Source organism: Candidatus Eisenbacteria bacterium, from assembly GCA_016930695.1.
Classification (GTDB): Bacteria; Orphanbacterota; Orphanbacteria; order Orphanbacterales; family Orphanbacteraceae; genus JAFGGD01.
The window spans coordinates 119,778-144,027 of sequence record JAFGGD010000020.1 but is presented as its reverse complement, the minus strand read 5'-3'; the positions used below and the strand labels follow the sequence as shown (position 1 = coordinate 144,027).

Genomic DNA, 24,250 nt, shown 5'->3' with positions numbered 1-24,250 from the left:
TCGGCGAGCGAGAAGAGGGAGGATGCGGAAGCATCCGGACCGTGCCCCGAAGGGAGACCGGTGGGGGAAGGAAAGGCACCCTCACCCTAACCCTGCATGGAGAAACGAATCAGAGTGGGTCCAATAACCTTTCGATGACCGGACGGACGGCCCGCATCGCCGCCGCCCGATGGCTGATCCGGTTCTTCTCTTCCGGGCCGATCTCGCCGAAGGTGCGCCGGAGCGGGGGAAAGTAAAACACCGGATCGTAACCGAACCCTCCCTCCCCCCGATCGGCTCGGAGGATCGATCCATCCACGCGCCCCTCGGCGGTCCCCACGACTCCCTCCGGCGTCGCGACGGCGGCGACGCAGAGGAAATAGGCGCCTCGCTCATCGTCGGGCACACTCCTCATCTCGTGGATCAGCTTGCGGCGGTTCTCCTCGTAGGAGGCGTCCTCGCCGGCGTAACGGGAGGAGAAAACGCCCGGCGCGCCGCCGAGGGCGGGCACGAAGAGACCCGTGTCGTCGGCGAGGGCCGCCTTCCCGGACCGTTGAGCCAGCACAAGCGCTTTCTTCTCCGCGTTCCCCTTCAGCGTGTCGCGGTCCTCGTCCACCTCGGGGAGGCCGGGAAATTCGTCGACGGTTCGAAGACGGAGCGGAAGCCCGCGCAGGATCGAACGGATCTCCTCCACCTTGTCCCGGTTGCGCGTCGCCAGGAGCAGATCGATCAAACCTCCTCCTCCCCGAGCTCTTCCCTCTGAATCGCGGTGATTCTCTCCACGCCGATCTTCGCGATGCCAAGCATTTTCTGAAGCGTGGCCTCGCTGAAGGGATCCCCTTCAGCGGCCCCCTGCACCTCCACGAAACGGCCGGAGCCGGTCATCACCACGTTCATGTCCACCTCGGCGGCGAAATCCTCCTCGTAGTCGAGATCCAAAACCGCCTCGCCGCCGACCACGCCGACGCTCACCGCCGCCACCGAGTCGCGCAGCGGACGGGCGCCGAGCACTCCTTGCCGCCGGAGAAGGCGGAGCGCATCCACGGTCGCCAGAAAGGCGCCGTTGATCGCCGCCGTCCGCGTCCCTCCGTCGGCCTGGATCACGTCGCAGTCGAGCAGGATCGTCCGCGGTCCGAGATTATCCAAATCGACCACCGACCGGATGGACCGGCCGATCAGGCGCTGGATTTCATGGGTCCGCCCCTTTACCCCTCTGCTCCCCACCTCGCGCCGGATCCGCGTGTTCGACGAGCGCGGGAGCATGCCGTACTCGGCGGTGATCCACCCGCCCCCCGATTCGCGCCGGAAGGGAGGGACGCGTTCTTCCACGGTGGCGGTGCAGATCACCCGGGTGTTTCCCGTTTCGATCAACACGCTCCCTTCGCCGTAGAGAAGATAATTTCTTTTGATCGTAATCTTTCGCAGCTCATCCGCCGCCCGACCATCCGGCCGACCGCTCATGCTATACCTCCTCGAGAACCTCGAGATCGATCTTTTCCACGGAGCCGATCGGGCCGCCGAGAAAGAGCTCCGCCGATTCCCGGAAACGGTGGGGAACGTCGCTCACCGCGAAACGGGCCGATGGGATGGACGCCCCCTTCGGCGTCGGGTCGGGGAGGGTTTCCCGGAGCATCCGAGCGGTCTCCCGGGCGGCGTCCACGATGCGGACGTTCTCGCCGGCGACCCGGCTGATCGTCTCCTTCAAGACCGGGAAATGGGTGCAGCCGAGAATCAGCGTATCCATCGACGTACGGAGAAGCGGCGCCAGATATTCCTCCACCACCCGGGTCGTCACCGGATGATCGGTCCACCCCTCTTCCGCGAGGGAGACCAGGAGCTGGCTCGGCGCGGAGACCACGCGGATCTCCGGCTCCAGGGCGTGAAGCGCCTCGTCGTAAGCGCCGCTCGCCACCGTTCCGCGCGTGCCGATCACGCCGACCACGCCGCTTCGGGTGGTGCGGGCCGCCGCGCGCGCCCCCGGCTCGATCACACCGATCACCGGAACCGGGCTCTCGTCGCGCAGGGTCGTCAGGGCGACGGAAGAGGCGGTGTTGCAGGCGACCACGATGGAACGGACCCCCCGGGAAAGGAGGAATCGCGCGTTCTGCCGGCAGAAACGGATCACCGTCTCCTTCGATTTCGGTCCATAGGGAAGGCGCGCCGTGTCGCCGAAGAAGAGAACCGGTTCGTTCGGCAGGAGACGGAAAATTTCCCGCACCACGGTGAGCCCGCCGATCCCCGAATCGAAAACGCCGATGGGGCGCGTGTTCACCGCCATGCCGCCACCTCGAAGGGGTGGGAAAGCTCCACGTGCCCTTTCAACGTGGCGGCGCGCTCGCCGTCCACGAGAAGGGTCAGGCGGAGCACCTCCGGGAAGGAATCGCCCAGCGTACGGACCAGCCCTCCGATCGCCAACAGTTCCGATGAGCAGCCCCACGCCCAATCCGCGAGAGAGGCGCCGTCCAGATCGACGTAGAGCCCCCCCAGATCGTCGAAGTAAACCCCTCGAACGCGGGTCTCCGAAGGAAGGACCGGGCGGGCGTTCGGCGCGAGGGGCCCGCGGGCCAGCTCTTCCACCAGGCGGCGGACGATCGCCTCGCGCTCGGCGCTCTCCAGAAGGACCTCACGGCGCTCCGTGACGGGACGCGAACCGTCGGCGGAGGCGAAGGAGAGGACCGCCGTCCGGGAGAGGATCCCCTCCTCATCGACCGGAAAAATGGGGGTCTCCGTTTCGATTCGCCGCGGTCCGCCGCGACCGAAGACGAGCCAGCCGCCTACGCCGAAAACAACGAGCACGACGAGCACCCAGGGCCAGAGCGGCGTCCCTTGAGAACGTCCTTCCTTCTCCATCACCCGACCACTCCTATGAGGATTCCCGGAGGAAACGGACGATGGCGTCGGCGAGAACCGCCGCAAGACGCTCCCGTCCCTCCTCGCCCGCGAGCGCGCGCCTGTCCGTCTCCGATGTGCCGAAGCCGACCTCCACGAGCAGCGCGGGGAGATCCGCGCCGCGGAGCACCGCCAGGGGCGCCTCATTCGATCCGAGAGCCCGGAAAGAGCCGGATCGAGCGACCTCGGCGAGAACGGTCCGCGCCGCCCTCTCGCTCTCCTCCCGATGCGCCCCCTGCACCGCGTCCCAAGGAACGAACCGGACCTCTCCACCCGGAAGCGCGCCGAGAGGTTCGTTTTCGTAACGCTCGGCGGTCTCGGCGACCGCGAGCCGCACCCGCTCCGCCGCCCCCGGACCACCGGAGAGGCGGTACACTTCCACGCCGGATCGCCCCGGCGCCGCCGACCCGTTGAGGTGGAGGCTGATGAAAAGATCGGCCGACGCGCCGTTGGCGATTTCCGTTCGGCGGATCAGGGGCGGATCCTCGTCCGTTTCCCGCGTGAGCGTGACCTCCACGCCCCTCCCGCCGGTGAGCTTGTCCCGTATCCGCTTCGCCAAATCGAGCGTCAGTTCCTTCTCCACGAGACCGCCCGAGCAGACCTGACCCGGATCGCCTCCGCCGTGCCCCGGATCGATCACGACACGGGGGAGGCCGCGGCGTTCCCTGCCGGTCGGCCGCGTCAACACCGCCACCGCCTCCGAGGCTCCGGTGTTCTCCTCATTCATCTCCGCGGGCGAGAGGCGGATCACGACCCCTTCCGGCCGCGACCGGCGCGCGACCCGCCAATCCCGCAGCCGTTCACCGGGAATCAGGTTCAGCGTCGCCGTGTCCCGGCGGACCTCCCAAAACCACGCTTCGATGAGGCCGTCCGCCGGGGGATCGGGAAGCGAGTCGCCGGGAAGTCCGGTTTCGGCGAACCGAACGCGGATCGTGTCCCCCGGCCCGCCGTCGGCGCGGAAGTCCGGCGCTCCGAGTGTCCACACGGTCAGTTCCCGGCCGTTCCCCAGAGGCCGGATCTCCGTGTAGAGGATCAGCCTCGCCGCCGAGCCGATGCAGAGCGTTCTCTCCTCCGGGTTCCAGCGGACCGGGAAGGGGGCGAGCGGGGCGAGGATCTCCGTGGCGAGTTCCAGCGGGAGCAGCAGGCGCCCCTCCCGGAAGAGCACCGGCGCGCGCAGATGGATCGCCTCGCCGTCCACCACGACCACCGGGTTGTCGGCGGTCAGCTTCACCCGGTGCTCGCCGAGCCGCATGGTCATCTTCAGCAGGTCCGGCCGCCAGTGTCGAGTGGCGCCGTAGACCAGTGAGACGTCATCCACGGAGAGATACTCGCCGCCGTCCGCGACCAGCACCGGCGAGCGCCCCTCCCGGCCGTCCGGATGGAGGACGCGCACCGGTTCCGCCGCGTCCGTCCCCGCCGCGACGGCGAGAAACAATCCGAAAAGGGCGGCGATCGATTTACGCATGAAGATCCCTCTTCCGCGCGCGGTCCATCTCGCGGGCGGCGTCTCGCTCGGCGATGGCGGCTCGCTTGTCGTAGCTCCGCTTTCCCAGGGCGAGCCCGATCTCCACTTTGACCCAGCTCCCGAGAAAATAAAGGCTGAGAGGCACCAGGGTGATTCCCTTGGCCTCCACCTGTCTCCGGAGTTTGCGGATCTCCGAGCGCTTCAGCAGTAGTTTCCGCTTCCGGATCGGTTCGTGGTTGAAGCGTCCCGCCTGCTCGTAGGTGCGGATGTTGGCGCCGACCAGGAAGACTTCGTCGTCCTCGACCCGGGCGTAGCTCTCCTGCAGGCTCGCGTGTTTCCGGCGCAGCGATTTGACCTCCGAGCCGGTCAGAACCAGGCCCGCTTCCACCGTGTCCAGGATCCGGTAGTCGTGGCGCGCCCGCCGGTTGGTGCAGATGATCTCCCGTTCCATCGAAAGGCGCCTGCGGGGATGCCGCCGAAAGAGGGTTGACGAAAAACGCGCGACTCCGCCGAGCCGCGGTTTTTGAACGTATCAGATGAGGAGGGAGCGGAACAAGGGAAAAGCGGCTTTCCCCTTGACCCGAGAGGGGATCCGGCCCTAGACTATCCCGGCGTGCCGAAGTGGCGGAATTGGTAGACGCGCATGATTCAGGGTCATGTGGGCGTATGCCTGTGGGGGTTCGAGTCCCCCCTTCGGCACCACCGGAAACGAGAAAAGACGGGCGGCGGTTCGGATCCGGCGCACCGTCTTTTTTTTAGGAAAAAATACAAACCGGCCTTCCGGAGTCTTTCCCAGTCCCCCCGTATCACACCGGTTCTGACTCCTTGGGCCGGTTTTTTATTCGCAGGACCGCGACGATGTCCGAGCCCTCGCCGATCAATCCCCCCATTGCAAACTTGATGCGACGAAGGTGATCCGGAACAGAGCGCCACGATCCCGCTTTCGAGAGTGAGACCCGGAACCTTTGTTGCATGCACCAGGTCCGTTTCTCCGGGCCCCGTTCCCGACCGGCCGGTCCCCCGGCCGTCACCATCTCGCTCTCGTTCTGGAATCTAAAAAGAGACGGGGCGGTACGCCACTTTTTCGAAGCCCCCGAAAAGGGCGCGGGAGGGCTTCTCCGGCCGAATCAGAGGAAGCGATAAAAGAGAAGGCCGTCGAAGCCGGTGTTCTCGAGGTAATCGAAGAGTGGGCTTTCCACCACCCGGCCGGCGCGGGAGGATGCGTGGAACAGACGGTCGCCGTCCAACAGAATCCCTTCGTGCGCAACGAGATAGCCCTTCGGAACGTTGGCGAGCCTCAAGAAGGCGATTCCGCAGGCGGAGGGGAGGCGCGCCGCGACCGTCCGGTTCATGCGGCGGGCGGGCAGATAGCGTATCGTCACCTCCCTCTCCCAGTCGATGGGGAGAAGACGTCCCCCGGCGGAGTCCCGATTCAGCCGTACCGTGATCCCCTCCAGAAGAGAGTCGGGCGCCGCCCGTGCGGTGATCTCCTCGAAAAAGGGGGATGCGGTGATCCGGTCCAGAGTGAAGTGGTAACGGTTCTCGTAAGAGGGTTGGCCCCCCCGGTAGTGGATCCGGCGAATTGCCCCCTCCGCCTCCTCCAGGGAACCGGCGTGAAGAAGGGCCGCCGAGGTCACGACCAGCACGGTGCAGTCCGTCTCGTCGAGTCGGAAGAGAGGGTCCCGGTCCGGGTCGCGTCCTTCGCCGAGACAGCCGATCCGGTAGGGGGTGTGGATCCGAAGGCGGGCGAGGGCGGCGAGCTTCTCCTCGACTCCGAGGACCGTCCAATGAGGATCCCGAAGGAGCGCGTCGATCCTCTCCGGCGGCGCCTCATAGAGAAGAGGATACCCGGAGGTCCAGCCCAGGCAGAGCCCGAGCAGCGCGGCGGCGATCATCGTCCCCCCCGGGCGGTCCGCAGGGAATCCGCGATCCGCATCTCTCGGGCCGCTTCCTCCGCCTCCCCCCTCTCCTCGAGGAGGCGGGCGAGGTTCCTGTGCGGCGCCTCCAACCCGGGCTCGACTCGCACGGCCTCGCGGAACAGGACGAGGGCTTTCTCCTGCTCCCCGCCGGCGAGAAGAAGAAGGGCGAGATCGTTCCTCAATCCACCGTCGGCGGGGAGCCCCGCGGCGGCCCTCTGCATCTCCCGGATCGCCTCCTCGCGCCGCCCCAGGCGGGCGAGGACCGCCCCCATACGCTTGCGGATCTCCGCCCGGTCCGGAGCGATCTCGAGAGCCGCGGCGTATTCCTCGGCGGCCCTTTCTCCTTGTCCCTGTTCGGCGAAGAGCATCGCCCGGTTCACGTGAAGGGGGAGGTAGCCGTCCCGCCGGGGATCGAAGTCGATCGGCCGGACAAGATGGACGAGGGCGGCCGCGGTCAGGAGCCCCGCGGTCAGAAGCGCCGCCGCGCCGAACCGTCTTTCCCGCCAAGCCCCCACGAAGCGCTCCCCGCCATGCGCCGCGAAGAGGATCAGGAAGGGGACCGCGCCGAGGCGGTAGCGGGAGAAGAGGAAGAAGGCGACCAGCGCCGCGAAGACGACCCCCACGCCGGCGTAGAGCAGGAAAAGCCGCCGGAAACGACGGACCGCGATCGCCATTCCCAGGAGCGCGAAGGGGGCGATCACGCCGAACGTGAAGGGGAGCACCCGAAGCGCGGCGAAGCGCTCCCGCATATAGTAGAAGTTCTCGTTGTCCGGCAGCTCGAGTCGGTTCCAGAACAGAAGCGCCTTCCGCCCCCAGAGCGCGGCCGCCCGCGCCGGTTCTCGCGCCATCCAGCGGAACGCCTCGCCGTACCAGTAGCGGGAGAGCGCCGCCGGCGGGAGTTCCCGGCCGATCCGCCGGAACGCCTCGGCGCGGAAATCCTCCTCCTCCCAGCGCGGGTCGGGCCGGACGAAGGGGAGGTCCGTGTAGGTTCCGCGGGCCGCCGGATTATTTCCGATATAAAAGTTCTGTCCTCCTTGCGAGGTGATCAGTATCCAATCGCCGGAACGGGCGTGGTTCCGGAGGGTCACCGGCGCCACGGCGATCGCGCCGCCGAGGAGCACCAGCGCCCCCCGACGAAGGCTTCCCCGGCCGGCGGAGCGGCCCCACGCCTCACCCGCCGCCGCGGCGGCGAGGAAGAGGAGCGTGTTCTCGCGAAGAAGGGCGCCCCCGCCGAGCGCCACGCCGGCGAGAAGGGCGGAGACGGGACTCCGGAAACGGAGGAGCAGGAAACAGCCGAGCAGGACCAGGAAGAGGGCGGGCCCGCTCTTCATGATCTGCGCCTCGTAAAACGGGAAAGGAGCGTAGAGGGCGGCGACGAGCCCCGCGATCCGGCCGGTGGAGGGGCGGAACAGGCGCCCGCCGATGACGGCCGTCCACACGACGGTGAGCGCGCCGAGCAGCGCCTGGACCGCGCGCGCCGCATCGTAGTCCCGGCCCGCGACGCGGTAAACGGCGGCGAGGAAGTACGGGTAGAGGGGCGCCTGATAATCGGGCCGGCCGCCGGTCGGGTCCTCGCCCCGCAGGATCGCAGCCGCCCGTTCGTCGTAGGCGCGCGGGTCCAGCTCGAGGCGGTCGTTGAATTCGTAGTCCCGTCGATCGGACAGGTAGGCGAGGCGGACCGTCAGCGCGAGAAGGAAGAGGACGAGGAGGATCCAGGCGCTCCGCACGGTCGTGCTTCCCTCCGCGGGATCGGGTCGATGGGGGCGATCCCGGAGACCGCCCGACGGGAGGACCGTATCACGCGCGGCGGCTCTCCGCAAGCAGGCGGCCGAAACGCGGGCGCACCCGGCCGGCCAGGTAGAGGGAGCCGGTGATGAGCACCGGGCGGCCGCGGCTTCCGCGGAGCGCCTCCACCACCGCGCGGCGCGCGTCCGTCACGATCCGCACGCGTCTACCGCCGCCGTCCACCCGTCTCAGGATCCTCTCCAGCTCCGACGCGGGGGCCGCCCGCGGGTGCGCCGATTCGGTAAGGATCACGTCGGACACGGCCGGAAGGAGCCTGCGAAACATGGTGGGGAAGTCCTTCCCCCGGGAGCCGCCGAAGACGAGAACGGGGCGCTCCCCCGGAAAGAGTTCCCGCACGAGTCGCGCCAGCGCCTCCGCCGAATCGCCGTTGTGCGCCCCATCGAGCAGCACCGGCGGGTTCCGGGAGAGGAACTCCCCGCGCCCCGCCCAGATGGAGCACCGCAACGCCTTCCGGACCAGCTCCCGGTCGGGCAGAACGCCGAAGAGGGGGAGCGCCGCGAGAGCGGTGGCGCCGTTCCAAGCCTGGTGCTCGCCGAGAAGGCCGAGGCGGATCCTCTCCGGCGGCGCGCCCCGCTCGACGTAATCGAACCAGGTCCCCCGCCGGTCGACGCCGAGAAAACGCCCCTCGAAGTCCTCGCCGTACAACTGGACGGGACAGCCCGCCGCCTCGGCCCGCTCGCGCAGGAAACGGACCACCCGCGGCCGCTGCTTCCCGATCAGAAGGGGCCTGCCCGGGCGGATCACCCCCGCCTTCTCCCCGGCGATGGCGATCAGGTTCGGTCCCAGGATCCGCACATGGTCCCGGCTGATCGGGGTGATCACAGAAAGGTCCGGCTCGGCCACGTTGGTCGCGTCCAACCGCCCGCCGAGCCCCACTTCGAGTACCGCCGCCTCGACCCCCACCCGCCGAAAATGGAGGAAAGCCGCGGCGGCCATGGTCTCGAAAAAGGTCCGGGACTCCCCCATCCCCTCGAAGTAGCGGAAGGAATCCCGAAGCGTCTCCAGTACGTCGGCGAAATCCTCCCGCCCGATGGGCCGGTTGTCCAACCGGATCCTCTCCCGCACGTTCGATAAATGAGGAGAGGTGAAAAGCCCGGTCCGTATGCCGTGGGCGGAGAGGAGGCGCGCGATCAGGAGGGACGTGGAACCCTTCCCCTTGGTCCCGGCGACGATGATGGTGCGATAGGCGAGATGGGGATCGCCGATTCGGGCGAGAGCTTCCCGGAAGAGGTCGAGGCGGATCACCTCCTCGGTGAACACGAGGCCCGCCTCCCGCTCCCAGTCGACCAACCGGTCCAAGAAGGAGAGGGTGCGGCGGAAGCGCGCGGAGACGGAGGCTACCACGTCTCCCCTTCCGACTCGAAGACCTCCGTCCCCGGAGGCGGAACGAAACGGAAAATCGACTCGTCCAGCCCGGGATTGCGATGGAAGTCGTCGAAGGTGAAACGGGTCAGATCCCCCGACGCCTCTTGAAATTCGGTTCGGAGGGGGAGTCCGTCCTCGCGCCGGATGACGACCCGGACATGGTCCACCTCGCCGTAGAGGTCGGTCCCCTCCTGGGGCCGGAGAATCAGCACGTCGGTGGTGAATCCCTTCTCGCGGGCACCGTCCTCCGTTTCGACGAGAAACTTCTCCTCCAAACCTTCTAGCGTTCCCCGAAGGCCGAGAAAGAGCCCTGGCAGCGTCGATTCGGGATCGATGGCGTAGAGGTGGGCCTGTTTCAGCTCCGGGTAGTAAAGCCAGATCCGGCCGCCGTCGATCCAGACGCGGCTGGAATCCGGTTCCTCGTAGCGGAGAAGGAGAAGGTCCGGACGCCGGTAGAAGAGGCGGCCGCGGGAGGTGATCTCCTCATCGAAGAGAGGCGCGTGCTTGGTGTGAACGAACGTCGCGCTGAGGTCGACGAGGTCCGCCTGGGCGGCGCGCAGTCGCGCCAGCACCGCTTCGGCGTCCTCCCCGCGCGCCGCGGAGAACGCGCAGAGAAAAAGCGAGACGAGGAGCGCCGCGGACCGCGGCCGCGCCGGGAGGGCGAAGAACGATCGGATGCGCATGTCGGATCCTACCCTCCGCTCCACCCTTCCGGACTCGCCGGGAACGGGAGAACGCGCCGCCCGGATCGGTCCCGGTTCGGGCGATGCGCCGAATCGGCGACTTTTTCGGTCAGGATTTGCGGCGCGCCACGGCCCGATCGATCTCGACGAGCGCCTCCTCGGCGAAGAATCGAACCAGCTCGTCGGCGTCGGACTTGGCTTTCTCCAGGGCGGGTCGCGCGCGCGGATCACCCACCAACCCGAGGGCGTAGGCGGCGGATTGGCGGATCTTCGCGTCCCCTACCTTCAGCGCGTCGAGAAGGGGATCCACCGCTTCGGCGCTCTCCAGGCGCCCGAGCGCCTCCGCCGCCGCGCAGCGGACCGACGTCTCCGGGTCGGAACGGAAAACACCGAGAAGAGCATCCACCACGCGGGGATCATCGAAGAATCCGAGGGTGAAGGAGACATAGTGCCGCACTTCGGGCGTCTCGTTGTCCAGGGCTCCCAGAAGAGGACCGACGGCGGGGACGCCGAGGACCCGGAGTTTGATGAACATCCGGTTCCTCATCGGGTCGTTCCCTTCCCGGATCGCCCCGATCATCGTGTCCAAATAGCGGCCCGCCTCCTCTTCCTGCGTCTGCGCGAAAACGGGAAAAACCGTCAACAGGCAGAGGAAGAACGGAAGCAGTCGTTTCATGATTCCCCTTCTTTCCGCGGATCCGGGACGGCCGGCGCGGCGCGCGCGGATCAACCGTTCGGCAGGAGTCGCCGGAAGCGCTGCATGTCCGCCTTGGAGAGCACGGCCGGCTTACGCAGACGACGCTTCTGTTTCGGGGACTTCCCGGAAAGAAGATGGCTCGCGTACGCCTTGTGGCGGCGCACCTTGCCCCCTCCGGTCGCTCGGAAACGCTTGGCGGCGCTCCGATTCGTCTTGATCTTGGGCATGGGTTCTTTTTACCTCAATTGCTGCCGATCGCGCAGTTTCGCGCAACACTCGGTGGCTTCCTGCTTGGATTGGTGGGACATGCCGCAGATGGCGCAACGGTGTTTCCCGCCGAGCCTTCCCTCTTGTTCCGCCTTTTTGAGCAGGATATCGAACGTGCTGTTGGGGCTTGCTTTGATGAGGAAGGGGTTTCCGTTTCGCTTCCTTTGCATCGCAAGTACCTCCTATGCTCAGCAACGATTCTCTCGAATTCTGCTCGGCGTTTCTTCGGGGTCTGCGCGTCCTCCTTATCTCCGGCCGGATGTACGCCGCGTCGCCTTGAGCGCTTCGGTGCGACGCCGCTTCTCCGCCTTCAGGGCTTTCTTCCTTCGGCGTTCACTCGGTTTGAGGAAGCGAGCCTTCTTCCGCATATCCTGGACGATTCCGTCTTTCTCGCATTTCTTCTTGAATCGACGGATCGCCTTGTCGATGGGCTCGCCTTCCTTGACCTTCACTCGGGACATTCTCGTATCACAACCTTTCAACGGATACGGCGGCGCGAGCCGCCTCGGGTGTCCGCTCCGGAGGCGCGGATGCGAAAGCCGCACACTTTCCGAAGTTAACGGCCAATATAACACAAGCTTCGGGAGTGTCAAGCGAAAACCCCGATCCCGCCTTTTTTGCGGGCCTGCGAGGCCGTACTCAACGTCTAACTTATCCTAAAACAAGTGATTGCCTCGTGTCAAGCCACCCTCCTCCCCTTCTGCCGTCTTGACCGTATGGAGATGGGCGTGCTATAACCACGCGCGGAGGGACGCATTGGAAGACGGCAAGATTCTGATCATCGGACAGATCGGCAGCGACCAGGCGGAGTTGCCGGAACTGCTGACGAAAGCGGGATTCCGCGTTCACCGGGTCGATAGCGGCGAGGAAGCCCTCCGCTATCTCCGGGGGGAGCGCGGCTGTGGTCTGGCGCTCGTCGGCGAGACGACGGACATCTCGGCGAAAGCCCTTCTCCAAGGTCTTTCTCGGCGTTTCCCCGACACGCGGGTCGCCCTCCTCCTCCCCGCTCCGCCGGAAGAGTCGATCCGGGAACGGTTCCTCGACCTTTCCGGCCGGCCGAACCGGAGAGTGCTGGAGGTGATCGAGGGACTCCTCGCCAGCCGCCCGTGCGAGGGGGAGCTCCGCCCCCGCCTGATCGGACGAAGCGAATCGATGGAGAGGGTTCGCCAAACCGTCGAGCAGGTGGCCTCCACCAACATGACCGTCCTGATCACCGGCGAGAGCGGCACCGGCAAGGACGTGGTCGCCCGTCTTCTCCACGACAGGAGCCGGCGCCGGGCGAAGCCCTTCGTGGCGGTCAACTGCGCCGCCCTCCCCGAGGGGGTTCTGGAGAGCGAACTCTTCGGCCACGAGAAGGGTGCCTTCACAGGCGCCACGGCGCGCCGGCAGGGGCGTTTCGAGTTGGCCGACGGCGGGACCCTCTTCCTGGACGAGATCGCCGACATGCCGATCCAGACCCAGGCGAAGCTGCTCCGGGTGCTGGAGGAGAAACGGTTTCTTCGGGTCGGCGGCGTCCGTGACGTGGTGGTGGACGTGCGCCTCGCCGCGGCGACCAACGCGGATCTGGAAGCGGCCGTGATGGAGGGGCGCTTCCGGCGGGACCTCTTCTATCGCCTGAACGTGATCCAGATCCACCTTCCCCCTCTCCGGGAGCGGCGGGAGGACATTCCGGACCTGGTCGCCGCTTTCGTCGGCGACGTGTGCGACGAACAGAACCTGGAACCGATCCGGTTCACCCGCGAAGCGATGCAGGTGCTCACCTCCTTTCACTGGCCCGGAAACGTCCGGCAACTCCGCAACCTCGTGGAGAAGATCGCCATCCTGGAGAGGGGCGGGACGATCGACGAAAGCCGTGTCTCCCACTTTCTGGGGGAAAGGTTCACCCGCTCCCAGAACCTCCCCGTGCCGACGACGCGAGACCGGGAGCAGGCGGAGCGCGAGCTTCTGTATCAGACTCTTCTCGCGATCCGAGGGGACCTCGCGGAGATGAAGGAGATGCTCCGGAGCCGGGGAGGCGTGACGGGAGACGCCGCCGCGAGAAGCGGGAACTACCCCACCGACGCGGAGGTGGTCGAGTTGGACGAGTCCCCCGAACGGGACAGGGGACGGACCGCCGCGGACTTCGAGCTGGAAGCGATCCGCCGCGCGCTGAAGGAGTCGGGGGGGAACAGACGGCGCGCGGCGGAGATCCTCCAGATCGGAGAGAGAACCCTTTATCGGAAACTGAGGAAGCACGGTCTCCGCTGAAGCGGACCGGACGGCGGACGGGAAAAAACGGGACCGGCGGGGAAGCCCCCGCCGGTCTCTTTCTCTTTTCACCCGAGGCGCGCCGCGATCAGCGCTTCTTGGAAACCTTCCGGCGGGGAGCCTTCTTCGCCGTCTTCTTCTTCGCCGGAGCCTTCTTCTTCGTCTTCTTCCCGACGACTTTCTTTTTGACGGTCTTCTTCACGACCTTCTTCTTGGCCGTTTTCTTGGCGCCCGCCTTCTTCACGGTCTTCTTCGCGACTTTCTTCTTCGTCTTCTTCTTGGCCGTTTTCTTGGCGCCCGCCTTCTTCACGACCTTCTTCTTCCCCGCTTCCTTACGATAGCGGGCCGGAGGCTCGGCGCCCCCCTTATCCTCGAGCGCCGCGTGCGCCAGCGCGAGGCGGGCGATGGGCACCCGGAAGGGGGAGCAGCTCACATAGTCGAGCCCGATCCGGTGGCAGAAGATAACCGACGAAGGTTCCCCTCCGTGCTCGCCGCAGATGCCCACTTTCAGTTTCGGGCGGATGGAGCGTCCCTTCTCCACGGCGATTCGCATCAGCGGCCCGACGCCGGTCTGGTCCAGCACCTGGAAGGGATCGGCGGGGAGGATGCCGTGCTCCACGTAATATGGAAGGAACTTACCCGCGTCGTCCCGGGAGAGACCGTAGGTGGTTTGCGTCAGGTCGTTGGTGCCGAAGGAGAAGAACTCCGCCTCTTCGGCGATCTCGTCCGCCGTCAGCGCGGCCCGAGGGAGTTCGATCATCGTTCCGACAAGGTAGGGAACCTTCACGCCCCGCTCGGCCATCACCTCGCCGGCGACCCGGTCCACGATGACGCGCTGCAGCTGCAGTTCCTTGCGGGTAGCCACCAACGGAATCATGATCTCCGGCATCACCGGGATCCCCTCGCTCTTCACCTGACAGGCCGCCTCGATGATCGCCCGGGCCTGCATCTCGGTGATTTCTTCGTAAACGATCCCGAGCCGGCAGCCCCGGTGCCCGAGCATGGGGTTCATCTCATGGAGCGATTCGACCGTCTTTTTCAGATCGTCCGTCGAGACGCCCACCTGCGCGGCCAGTTCGACGATCTCCTCCTCCTTGTGAGGGAGGAACTCGTGCAGTGGCGGATCGAGGGTCCGCACCGTCACCGGCCGGCCGTTCATGACCCGGAAGATCTCGATGAAGTCCCGCCGCTGCAGCGGGAGCAGCTTGGCGAGCGCCCGGCGGCGGCCCTCCGAGTCGGAGGCGACGATCATCTCCCGCATCGCGTCGATCCGGTTCCCCTCGAAGAACATGTGCTCCGTCCGGGCGAGCCCGATCCCTTGGGCCCCGAAACGGACCGCGCGGTCCGCGTCGAGGGGCGTTTCCGCGTTGGTTCGGACCTTCAGTTTCCGAATCGTGTCCGCCCAGGACATCAGCTTTTCGAAATATCGATAAAGCTCCGAATCCTCTTGTTTCTTGGCGCCCAGGAGGACCTGGTTGATCTCCGAATCCATGGTCGGGACTTCGCCGAGCATCACCTCGCCGGTCGACCCGTCCAGAGAGATCGAATCGCCCGCCTTCACGGTCACATCGCCCACCACGAAGCAATTCTCGGCGCGTTGCACGTGCACGTCGCCGCATCCGGCGACGCAGCACTTGCCGATACCGCGGGCGACCACGGCGGCGTGGGATGTCATCCCCCCACGGGAGGTGAGAATCCCCTGGGCGACCGCCATCCCGTGGATATCCTCGGGGCTCGTCTCGGTTCGCACCAAAATCACGCGCGCGCCCGGTTCGCGCTCCACGGCGGCGACCGCCTCGTCGGCGCTGAACACGACCCTGCCGGTGGCGGCGCCGGGCGAAGCGTTCAGCCCCTTGGCGATCACCCGGCGCGGCGCCTTCGGGTCGAACATGGGATGAAGGAGCTGGTCGAGCTGGTTCGGGTCTACCCGGGAGACCGCCTCCTCGCGGCTGATCAGGCCCTCGTCCACCATCTCCACGGCGATGCGGATCGCCGCCACCGCCGTCCTCTTGCCGGCGCGGGTCTGGAGCATCCAGAGCCGCCCCTGCTGAATGGTGAATTCCACATCCTGCATGTCCCGGTAGTGCCGCTCGATCTTTCGGTAAACACCTTCCAGTTCCTTGTAAGCCTCGGGCATCTCGTCTTCGAGGGGGGTGAGTCCGCCGTCGCCGGCGCCGGCACGGTTGATCGGGTGGGGAGTCCGGATACCGGCCACCACGTCCTCGCCCTGGGCGTTCGTGAGATATTCGCCGTAGAACAGGTTTTCGCCGGTCGCCGGGTCGCGCGTGAAGGCGACGCCAGTGGCGCTCGTCTCTCCCAGGTTGCCGAAGACCATCGACTGCACGTTCGCCGCGGTTCCCCAGTCGTTGGGGATCTTGTGAAGCCGCCGATACTCGATAGCCCGCTTCACGTTCCAGGAGCCGAAGACTGCGCCGATGGCTCCCCAGAGCTGATCCCAGGGCTTCTCCGGGAAATCACGGCCGGTTTCACGCCGCACGATCCCCTTGAATTCCCCGACCAACTCCCGGAGCGCGGGCACGGGGAGGTCCTTGTCGAGTCGGACGCCGGAAGCCTCTTTCCTCGCTTCCAAGGCGTGCTCGAACTGATCCGAATCGATGCCGAGAACCACGTTGCCGTACATCTGCACGAAACGCCGGTAGCTGTCCCAGGCGGTCCGCTCGTCCCCCATCGCCGCGGCCATTCCCGATACGGTCCGGTCGTTGAGGCCGATGTTCAGCACCGTGTCCATCATGCCCGGCATCGAAACCCGCGCGCCGGAACGCACGGAGAGGAGCAGAGGATTCCGCTGATCGCCGAACCGGGCTCCCATCACTTTTTCCACCCGACCCACGTGTTCCTTGACTTCGCGATCGAGGCCGGCGGGGAAGCGGCGGCTCGCCTGATACTCGATGCATACCTCCGTCGTGATCGTGAATCCGGCGGGGACGCGGATCCCGATGCGATTCATCTCCGCGAGGTTGGCGCCCTTGCCGCCCAGCAGGTTCCGCATGTCGGCCCGGCCCTCCGCTTTGCCGTCGCCGAAGAAATAGACCATCTTCCTCTTCTTCGTGCTCATCGATCCTCCACTCCTCCTCCGGTCCGATCCCCGTAAGGGACGCCGGAACATGCGGTTCGGTTCGCCGCGGAACGGTCGGTGGACCGTCACACGAACGGACCGGTCCGCGCGCGGATCGGTCCGCGGCGAACGCCGGGGACATCGATCGAACCGTGCATTTTAGCACAGCGCGGGACGGGGAACAAGAACGGTAAAAAGCAGAAAAGGGCCGCGAAAGAGCCCTCGAGGGCTTTTCCGCGACCCGTTCCGTTCGGACGCTCCCTCTCTCAGAACAGAGAGAGGGTTTCCGTAAGTTCTTCCAAAGACCCGATCAGGTCCTGGAGGAAGGTGGCCGAGTTGGGATTCAGAGCCTCGTATTTCGGGTCGATGATCACCATCTGGCTCCGGGCTTCCTCGTACTCGCTCAAGGCGAAATAGGATTGCGCCATGGCGAGACGGACGTCCCGGATGTCGATCGTACGATCCCCCTCCAGCTCGAAGGCGGGATCGATCTCGATCGCGCGCATCCCGGCGAATACGCTCTGCCGGAACTCGTCCCGAAGGTTGAAGATCAGACACCGCCCCGCTTGGGCGCCGGCGCCGATGTATCCCTTCGCCACGGCCCGATCGAAAGCCTCCATGGCGGCGTCGAGCGAATCCAGCCGCAGACAGGTCCAGCCGATTCCGTTCCAGCCGTCCCCCAGCCCGCCGTCCTCATTCACCGCCGCCTGGAATTTGCCGAGCGCCTCCGTGTAGCTCTCCTCCGCGAACTTGTCCCACCCCTCGCTCAGATAGGTCGTCACCTGAGGCTCGGTCGGACCGTCCTCGTCGCCGCAGGCCGCGAAGAGGATCACGGAGAAGACCATCAAGACCGGCAGGCACCTTCTCATGCGCGTCATCTTTCTCATCGAACTCTTCCTCTCCGCTAGCGGATCAACGTCATCTTGCGGACGGCCTTCTCGTCGCCCGCATCGATGCGGTAGAAGTAGATTCCCGAGGCGACGGAACGGCCCGCGTTGTTGGTGCCGTCCCACACCACCTCGTGCCGCCCCGCGTTCATCGTCCCGTCCCGCAGGGTGCGGACACTCCGGCCGCTCACGTCGTATACGCGAAGCGAAACCTCCGCGCGGACGGGCAGGTCGAAGGCGATCCGGGTGATCGGGTTGAAGGGGTTCGGCATGTTCGGATGGAGCGCGAAGCGCGCGGGTATCTCCTCCCCGCTCCGCACGTCTTCCGACCAAAGGACGACGTAGGTCCCGCCGGTTTCGATCGAAGCGCTCACGGTGCGAGACGCCGGGTCGACCAGAGATTCCAGCCGGGTCCAGCGTTCGCCGTCCCAGCGGTAGACCGCGAGCCCCGCGAACCGTTCCGCGTCCGTCTCGCCGCCGGCGAGCGTGAAGCGGAGGCCGAGAGGCGCGGCGGGGCGCACCTGTTCGAGGCTCAAGTGATAGGGGCCGGCGAGCGGCGTTTCCCCTTCGGCGAAGCGATCGCCGCCGAGCTTCTCCATGAGGACCACGCCGGCGTGCATCAACGCGCCGGACGGCACGTCCAGCTCCGCCACCCGGTCGACGCTCCACATCTTGCCGGCGCCCCCTTCGCTGAACTCCTTCGCCGAGAACTCGCGCTTCCTCGTCCCCACCTTGCCGCAGAGATCGACGGCGCGGGCCTGGACGATGAGCGTGTCCGCCGTTTGGAGCGTGATGTTCCGGCTCGTGTACACCGAGAGGTAGGCGTCGCTTTCGGCCACTTCCACGTCGGTCGTGTCGAAGTCGTAAACGATCTGCGTGATGATCTCGCCGCCCACGTCGACCGATTCGAGACGGGCGTTGGCGTACATGGTTTGAAGGAGAATCGAATCCCGGGCGATGGTCTCGTTCGGAATGACATAAAGGTTCGCCACGCCCGGCAGGGTCGAGTGGAGCAGGAACCCGATCTCCAGCGCCGGCGCCGTGGTGTCCGCGCAGGTCATTTCGCTCAGCTTGGCCACGCCGATGTGGGCGTCCCGCTCCGACAGGGGATCGACGCCGGCGAGAAGCATGGGCGAACACTCCTGATAGCGGAAGAAGGTGTCGAACACCCTCAGCCGGTTGGTGAGATCGAACCGCTCTCCCGTGTTGCAGAACTGCGGGTTCGCGTGGATCGATGTCGTGTCCTCGTCGATGTTGAGCAGATTCCCCTCGCTGTTCGCCCACAGGTCGTTGTGGGAGAGAACGGGCGTCTGGATCCCTTCGAACACGGGCGTCAGGGAGATCCCGTAACCGCCGTTGGAGGCGATCACGTTGTTCCAGATCCGGAAGCCGCCCTTCGCCTCGGAGAGGGAGAGGGCGCCGCGGCGGTTGCCGTAGAAGACGTTGTTGTCCACCGAGCCGCCTGCGGTCGACTCCTCGATCCGGACGCCTCCGTACTGGCCGATCTCGGGATCGCCGTTCTCGGAGAAGATGTTCCCCCGCACAACCGGATCGGAGACGCGGTACAGGTAGATCGCGCCGCCGACACCCGCCCGGTTCCGGTAGAAGTAGCTGTCCAGAATCCGCGGGGAGGCGGCGTCCCGGATGGAGATCGCTCCGCCCCAGTTCTTGGTGGAGTTCTCCTCGAAGGAACACTTCCGGATCGTCGGGCTGGCGCCGCCGATGCAACGAATCGCACCGCCGTTGACCAACTCCGCGTTCGCGTTTTGGAAGGTCAGCCCCGAGATGATCGTCGTCGAGTCGATGCGGAGCGTGCTGTCCGTGGCCGCCGCGGGATCCTGTTGAACAACGAGGATCGATCCGTTCGTTCGTGGGCGAAGCACCGCTTGGAGAGACACGGAGTCCGGCTTCGGCTCCGACAAGGCGAATCCGGCGTCGAACCCGCCGCGCAGGACGATGGGGCGATTCACCTGGAAATTACCGGTGTACAGGGCGCCCTCCAAGGGAGGAGTAGTGGTCGCCACGCGACTGTCGCCGGCCACGTCCACCGTGTCTCCGCTGTTCACGTAGGGAAGAATGACGTCCAGGTTTCGCGCAGCGTTCGGAGCGCAGACATAGGGGAAGATCGGCCGGTTGTTGGAGTTGGGATCCCAATAGGCCAGGAATCGGTGCCCCGGATAGGTGCAACCGACCGGCTCCGAACCCCAGATGGTCGCGGCGCAGCTGTCCCGAACCGGGCTTACTTCATCTCGGATCAGACTGCGATCGTAGAGCAGGGTGTAAGCCCCCTCCGCGGTGTCACAGAAAGCGGGAGGAGCGATCACGTGCTCGCCGAGGAGAAGGTTCAGATGATCCGGCAGGGAGTCGCCGCCGGCGTTGCTGTAGAACTGGTTGTTGTACACCTGGGGCAAAGCGGTATCGTGTCCGCCCAAATCATAGACGTGTACCAATCCGGCGCCGCCGCCGTTGTACGCTACGATGGATCGGCGGAAAATCGGTTCCGCCTCATCCAGATGAACGACTCCGGCGCCTCCACCCTCGACCTCGCAGTCCACGAATGTATTGTTGGCGATGAGGGGGACCGTTTCCGACAATCCGTTGACGCCGGTGATTTCTCCACCATGCCACGTCGTGTCCCACGCCGAAGTGGTGTAACCCTCGGCGAAGAGTCCCGCTCCGGAAACGGCGGTGTCCTCGACCACCGTGTTGTACACGATCCACCCCTTCGCGCCCGGTTCGACCAAAATGCCGCCTCCCAGGTCGGCGCGGCAGTGCTCGATCCGGTTGTAACGGACCACCGGCTTCGCGTACTCGCCGATTCGGATACCGCCGCCGCGAACGCCTTGCCCGTTCCGGATGGTGAAGCCGTCGAAGATGGTCGCCGTGTTCCCGGCGACCGTCGCCGTGGCCGTGGGACCTCTCGCTCCGGAATCGATCACCACGGCGGTTCCCTCGCCACCCGCGTCGATCACCGTTACGTTCGTGCGGTAATCACGCTGCTCGGCACTGAAGGAGGCGTTGTACCCGCCGTATACCTTGACGTTCGTCGGCACCCGAAGCGTTTCCTCGTAGGTGCCCGCGGCGACCAAGACCACGTCCGCGGAGTCGTTCGGGTTGGAGAACCCGGCCATGCTGGCCACGTCGACTGCGTCCTGAATGCGATGAGCCGCCCGGACCGCCGTGTCGTAGGGGTATTCGTTCGCGCCCGCTTCGCTCACGTAGTGCCGGGGCGTGCTGCACCCCACCGGCCGCGCGCCCATGTTGCCGCCGTTCCTTCCCGCCGCAACCAAAGGTGAATGATCGAAAAGGGTGTACTGAAAACGTCCCCGGGCGCAGTAGAGCGGTCCTTGGGAGATGTTCCCCTGTCCGGTGGTATCGAACTCCATCTCTTCTTCGTAGTCCGGGTCGTGATAGAACACGTCGTTATGATCGAAGTGAATCGCTGCGGCGCCGTCGGTGCGGATTCCCTGATCGTTGTAGGTGAAGGCGTTGTTGTACACGTCCGGGGCGCACTCCTCGGCGATGAACGCCCATCCTCCACCCTTGTTGTCGGAAACGGTGTTGTTCGCCACCACGCCGCCCGCGCCCGCGAGATGGATCACGCCTCCGTCGGTATCCACGGAGTTGTTGTAGATCCGGTTGCCGATGATCCTCGGAGACGACTCCTCGTCGGAGTAGATGACCCCCGATTGCGTGGAACGGCACTCGATGAACTTGTTGTTGCTGAAGACCGGGGCCGCGTCTCCGTACAGATAGGCTCCCGAGCCCTTATCGGCGCGCCCCGCCGCGAACTCGAAACCGTCCACCACGGTGGTGCTGTCGACGCCGGGACCGGCGGTCATGATCCGGTTCCTCGCGCCGCCGCCGATGCGGGAGGTCTTGTTCGGATCGGCGGGATTCCGGGAGGACTCCAGGTAGTCGGGGAGGACGTACCCGCCCCGGTATTTCACGCCGTTCACCAAAGTAAAGGAATCGATGATCGCGCCGGCGCACACCTTGACCGTGCAGCGCTCCGCCTGTCCCAATAGGGAGATCGTGTCTCCCCGGAAGAAGTAAGGATCGATATCCGAGATGTGCCGGGCCGCGTTCCGCCTGCTCCGGAAGGGGAAGCCGGACGCCCCGGCGCTCGGGTTGACGAGAAACACCTCGCCGTCGCAGATGCAATAGGGGGAGACCGGCAACGCGCCGGTCACCGTGTCGCCGGTGGCGCTAACGATCGCCGGCGAGCAACTGGTGAGGTAGTAGTTCCCGGAATCCGCTCCGCAGAAGAGGGGATCGATCGACCGGAAATCGTCGACCTGCTCCCCGTAGAAGCTGTAGTCCGCCCAACTGCTGTCGGCGGCATTGATGTTCGTGTTGTCGAAAATGATGTTGTCGTCCAGGCGGATCCAGCTTTCCTGGTTCACGATCGCGGCGATCCCACCCGCGTTGTCGGAGATGATGTTGTCCAGGAGCCAGGTCCAGTTGTTCGTCGTGGTGCCCGCCTCGCTGATCGAGACGCCCGAGGCGACCCGGTTGCCGGCGACGGCGCCGGTGATCGTGTTCCCGGCGATGGTGTTCTCCTGGAGGATCGGAACGGCCTGCGATCCGCCGACGATTCCCTGGATCACCACGCCCGCGGCGGGGTGCTCGGGGTGCGAGACATAGTCGACATGGTTCCCGGTGATCAGGTTGTGACGGAGTCTCGGGCGGGCGCCTTCGGCGACGACCACTCCGGGTCCCTCCACCCCCTCGGCGTGTGTGATGATGAATCCATCCAGCCCGCCGGAAGGGGCGAACTGGGAGAACACGCCCTCGAAACGGACCGTCGGTTCCCCCGCCGCCGTCCCCTGCAGGATGCTCGGCGCGAAAGCGTAATCCCGGGTAAGGAAGGTGGAATCGGTCCACCCGCCCTCGAACCCGACACCCTTGTCGATGGTCAGGTTCATCTCGTAAACGCCCGACCCCATACGGATCGTGTCCTGAGCCGACGCGACGTCGATGGCCGCCTCCACGTCCGACGTGGCTTTCTCCGGCGTCTCGTAGGGATACACTCCATCGCCCACGCCCAGACGGACGTAGTGAGCGGAGTAGTTGCAGCCCACCGAGAGGGCGCCGAACGGTGAAAGCCCCGGCGCCGACTCGCCCATCCTGCCTTCCGAATAGACCCGATAATCCGCCGAGTCCGGATCACAGAAGAAAGGATCGCGCCGCGTGGTGTCGATCAAGGCGACTGCGCATCCCGCCGCCGCGATCTCGTCGTTCTCGAAAAAGTTGCTGTTCCGGACCGTGACGGAGCCGCCGCCGCAACCGAACACCGGAGCGTCTTGGTTGAGGGCGAACATGCAGTAATCGAAATCGAGCGAAGCGCCCGCGCCGGCGTGAATCAATGAGGCGCCGGCGCTGATGTTCCCTACCACGGAGATGTGCTCGAGCGTCACCGCGACCCCCTCCGCGGAGAGAAGAGCCCCGTCCGCGTCGCCCGCGTCGGTGAGCACGAGATACTCCAGGTGGTTATCGCCGGTTCCTTCGCCGGTGAGGCGGATGGCGCTCTCTCCGCCTTCGACGGAGCGGATCACCGTGCCGGATTGGTACGGGTCTTGAAAGTTGAATCCGTAATCCCAGCTTCCCGACAGCCGGATCCCCCCGGGAACCTCCAGGTTCTCCTCGAACTCGCCGATGGTGACCAGGATCGTGTCGCCCGGGTAGGAGACGTCGAGGGCGGCGGAGAGGGTGAGGGCCGCCCGATCCGGCTCGTTATAGGGAAGGATTCCCGTGGCGCCGGTGGCGGCGACGTACTTGCGTGTCGCCCGGCATCCGATGCCCCAGGCGCCGATCGCATCCCCTTCCGAGGAGGCCGCCGCGATGGGGGACTCCCGAAAGAGGCGATAGTCGTTGTCGGCGGAAGCGCAATAGACCGGATTTACGCCGAAAAGGTTCGATCCGTCGCCGGAGCAGGCGAGGGTGTCCTGGTCGTTGTTCCGATAGAACAGGTTGTATCCCAAAACCGGCGCGCCCGCGCTATCGGAGCAGGCGACGGCGTATCCCGGCCCGCTGTTGCCGCTGAAGATGTTGTCCCGAATGATCGGAGCCCCGCCCGCGACGTGCACGATGCCGCCGGCGGCGTCCCCGACATAGTTCGAAGCGAAGGTGTTGTGCTCGATCCGCGGGGAGCCGTACCCGATGAAGATGGCGCCGCCCCGCTCGGAGGTCGTGTGGCTGCTGAAGACGTTGCGCGTGATCCGGGGAGAACCGATGGGCAGGAGGATTCCGGCGCCGTCGATTTCGGTGTTTCCGTCGCTAATGAAGAGGCCCCTGAGAACCGTGGTGGAATCCACGCCCGTGTGGACCCAGGAGGAATCGATCACTTCCTCCTCTCCTACGGTGGTCGTGTCGTACACCTCGGTGGAGTCGACGGCGAAACGGACCACCGGATCATCGGAACCGATCGCGGGAATGATTATCGTCCAGAGGCTGTCCTCGGCGAAGATCCTCTGGTCCACGGCCGGCATGCTCCCGAGGCCCATAATCGCCGCGTTCACATCCCAACCGCCCAGAACGACCACGCCGTTCGGGATTACGATCGATTCGGAATGCAGATATCCATTGAAGGTGTCCTCGGGCTGGGCTCCCGCGATCAAAACCGTATCACCGTACGCGCAGTAATCGAGAGCATCCTGGATATCCGTCGCGGCATACAAGATGAAATCATAGGGTGGAAACGGCGTTATGCCCGCTGTCGCGGCCAGGTCGGTCTGGATCGGCTGCATCACGACGTAGCGGGTCGTCGCGCCGGCCCACCCGGGAATCGCCAGGAGCAGGCCCACCAGCAGGATCGATAAGGCGTTTCGGCCGTTCATGGTCAAGAGAGCTCCTTTCGTAACCCCGGTCGCGGAATGTCCGTTTGGGGGCAAGGCTTTGATAAAAAAAGCGTTAAACCATGTTGACGAATGCCAAACTATACCAATCCGTTCCCACGCTGTCAATTTGG

General features: G+C 65.7%; 18 protein-coding genes and 1 tRNA gene. 2 read left to right on the top strand and 17 right to left on the bottom strand.

Annotated elements, in window-relative coordinates; genetic code table 11:
- Positions 1 to 109 precede the first annotated feature (109 nt).
- The 6 genes from rdgB to smpB are packed head-to-tail and all read right to left on the bottom strand — an operon-like array spanning position 110 to position 4,784.
- Positions 110 to 709, bottom strand: a complete 600-nt coding sequence (gene rdgB, locus JW958_03560; GenBank protein ID MBN1825318.1) for an RdgB/HAM1 family non-canonical purine NTP pyrophosphatase — start codon at positions 707 to 709, stop codon at positions 110 to 112.
- On the bottom strand, positions 709 to 1,440 hold the full coding sequence (gene rph / locus JW958_03555; GenBank protein MBN1825317.1) for a ribonuclease PH: 732 nt from the start codon (positions 1,438 to 1,440) through the stop codon (positions 709 to 711). The genes rdgB and rph overlap by 1 nt, the downstream gene beginning before the upstream one ends.
- Before the next feature lies 1 nt (position 1,441).
- The gene (locus tag JW958_03550; protein ID MBN1825316.1) at positions 1,442 to 2,257 is read right to left on the bottom strand and encodes a glutamate racemase; all 816 of its coding nucleotides are present in this window, start codon (positions 2,255 to 2,257) and stop codon (positions 1,442 to 1,444) included.
- The gene (locus JW958_03545) at positions 2,248 to 2,829 is read right to left on the bottom strand and encodes a GerMN domain-containing protein (GenBank protein MBN1825315.1); all 582 of its coding nucleotides are present in this window, start codon (positions 2,827 to 2,829) and stop codon (positions 2,248 to 2,250) included. The genes JW958_03550 and JW958_03545 overlap by 10 nt, the downstream gene beginning before the upstream one ends.
- A gap of 13 nt (positions 2,830 to 2,842) precedes the next feature.
- Positions 2,843 to 4,333 carry an N-acetylmuramoyl-L-alanine amidase gene (locus tag JW958_03540; GenBank protein MBN1825314.1) on the bottom strand — a complete coding sequence of 497 codons (1,491 nt, stop codon included), beginning with the start codon at positions 4,331 to 4,333 and terminating at the stop codon, positions 2,843 to 2,845.
- Entirely contained in the window at positions 4,326 to 4,784 is a 459-nt protein-coding gene (smpB, locus tag JW958_03535; GenBank protein MBN1825313.1) for an SsrA-binding protein SmpB, read from the bottom strand. Before smpB ends, JW958_03540 begins: the two co-directional genes overlap by 8 nt.
- Before the next feature lie 164 nt (positions 4,785 to 4,948).
- Here smpB and JW958_03530 point away from each other — a divergent pair.
- Positions 4,949 to 5,035 (top strand) — tRNA-Leu (locus JW958_03530).
- A 425-nt stretch (positions 5,036 to 5,460) separates the two neighbouring features.
- Here the strand turns inward: JW958_03530 and JW958_03525 are convergent.
- From JW958_03525 to rpsU, 8 genes are all read right to left on the bottom strand, one after another.
- Positions 5,461 to 6,228 carry a DUF1460 domain-containing protein gene (locus JW958_03525; protein MBN1825312.1) on the bottom strand — a complete coding sequence of 256 codons (768 nt, stop codon included), beginning with the start codon at positions 6,226 to 6,228 and terminating at the stop codon, positions 5,461 to 5,463.
- Positions 6,225 to 7,979, bottom strand: coding sequence for a glycosyltransferase family 39 protein (locus JW958_03520; protein ID MBN1825311.1), 1,755 nt, complete (start codon positions 7,977 to 7,979; stop codon positions 6,225 to 6,227). The genes JW958_03525 and JW958_03520 overlap by 4 nt, the downstream gene beginning before the upstream one ends.
- A gap of 70 nt (positions 7,980 to 8,049) precedes the next feature.
- On the bottom strand, positions 8,050 to 9,402 hold the full coding sequence (locus tag JW958_03515) for a bifunctional folylpolyglutamate synthase/dihydrofolate synthase (GenBank protein MBN1825310.1): 1,353 nt from the start codon (positions 9,400 to 9,402) through the stop codon (positions 8,050 to 8,052).
- Positions 9,396 to 10,106, bottom strand: a complete 711-nt coding sequence (locus JW958_03510; protein MBN1825309.1) for an outer membrane lipoprotein carrier protein LolA — start codon at positions 10,104 to 10,106, stop codon at positions 9,396 to 9,398. The genes JW958_03515 and JW958_03510 overlap by 7 nt, the downstream gene beginning before the upstream one ends.
- Before the next feature lie 109 nt (positions 10,107 to 10,215).
- Complete coding sequence (locus tag JW958_03505; GenBank protein MBN1825308.1) at positions 10,216 to 10,641, bottom strand: HEAT repeat domain-containing protein; 426 nt, start codon at positions 10,639 to 10,641, stop codon at positions 10,216 to 10,218.
- A 191-nt stretch (positions 10,642 to 10,832) separates the two neighbouring features.
- Positions 10,833 to 11,030, bottom strand: coding sequence for a 50S ribosomal protein L35 (gene rpmI, locus JW958_03500; GenBank protein MBN1825307.1), 198 nt, complete (start codon positions 11,028 to 11,030; stop codon positions 10,833 to 10,835).
- Positions 11,031 to 11,039: 9 nt separating this feature from the next.
- Complete coding sequence (locus tag JW958_03495; protein ID MBN1825306.1) at positions 11,040 to 11,240, bottom strand: hypothetical protein; 201 nt, start codon at positions 11,238 to 11,240, stop codon at positions 11,040 to 11,042.
- A 75-nt stretch (positions 11,241 to 11,315) separates the two neighbouring features.
- Positions 11,316 to 11,531, bottom strand: coding sequence for a 30S ribosomal protein S21 (gene rpsU / locus JW958_03490; protein MBN1825305.1), 216 nt, complete (start codon positions 11,529 to 11,531; stop codon positions 11,316 to 11,318).
- Positions 11,532 to 11,826: 295 nt separating this feature from the next.
- Between rpsU and JW958_03485 the strand changes: the two genes are divergently transcribed.
- Positions 11,827 to 13,317: a sigma-54-dependent Fis family transcriptional regulator gene (locus JW958_03485; GenBank protein ID MBN1825304.1), complete on the top strand. Its 1,491-nt coding sequence runs from the start codon at positions 11,827 to 11,829 to the stop codon at positions 13,315 to 13,317.
- Positions 13,318 to 13,405: 88 nt separating this feature from the next.
- On the opposite strand, the gene JW958_03480 is transcribed toward JW958_03485, so the two are convergent.
- The 3 genes from JW958_03480 to JW958_03470 form a co-directional block, all read right to left on the bottom strand.
- Positions 13,406 to 16,393 carry a pyruvate, phosphate dikinase gene (locus JW958_03480; protein MBN1825303.1) on the bottom strand — a complete coding sequence of 996 codons (2,988 nt, stop codon included), beginning with the start codon at positions 16,391 to 16,393 and terminating at the stop codon, positions 13,406 to 13,408.
- A 266-nt stretch (positions 16,394 to 16,659) separates the two neighbouring features.
- Complete coding sequence (locus JW958_03475; GenBank protein ID MBN1825302.1) at positions 16,660 to 17,280, bottom strand: hypothetical protein; 621 nt, start codon at positions 17,278 to 17,280, stop codon at positions 16,660 to 16,662.
- A gap of 17 nt (positions 17,281 to 17,297) precedes the next feature.
- Entirely contained in the window at positions 17,298 to 24,119 is a 6,822-nt protein-coding gene (locus JW958_03470) for a right-handed parallel beta-helix repeat-containing protein (protein MBN1825301.1), read from the bottom strand.
- Between the last annotated feature and the right edge of the window lie 131 nt (positions 24,120 to 24,250).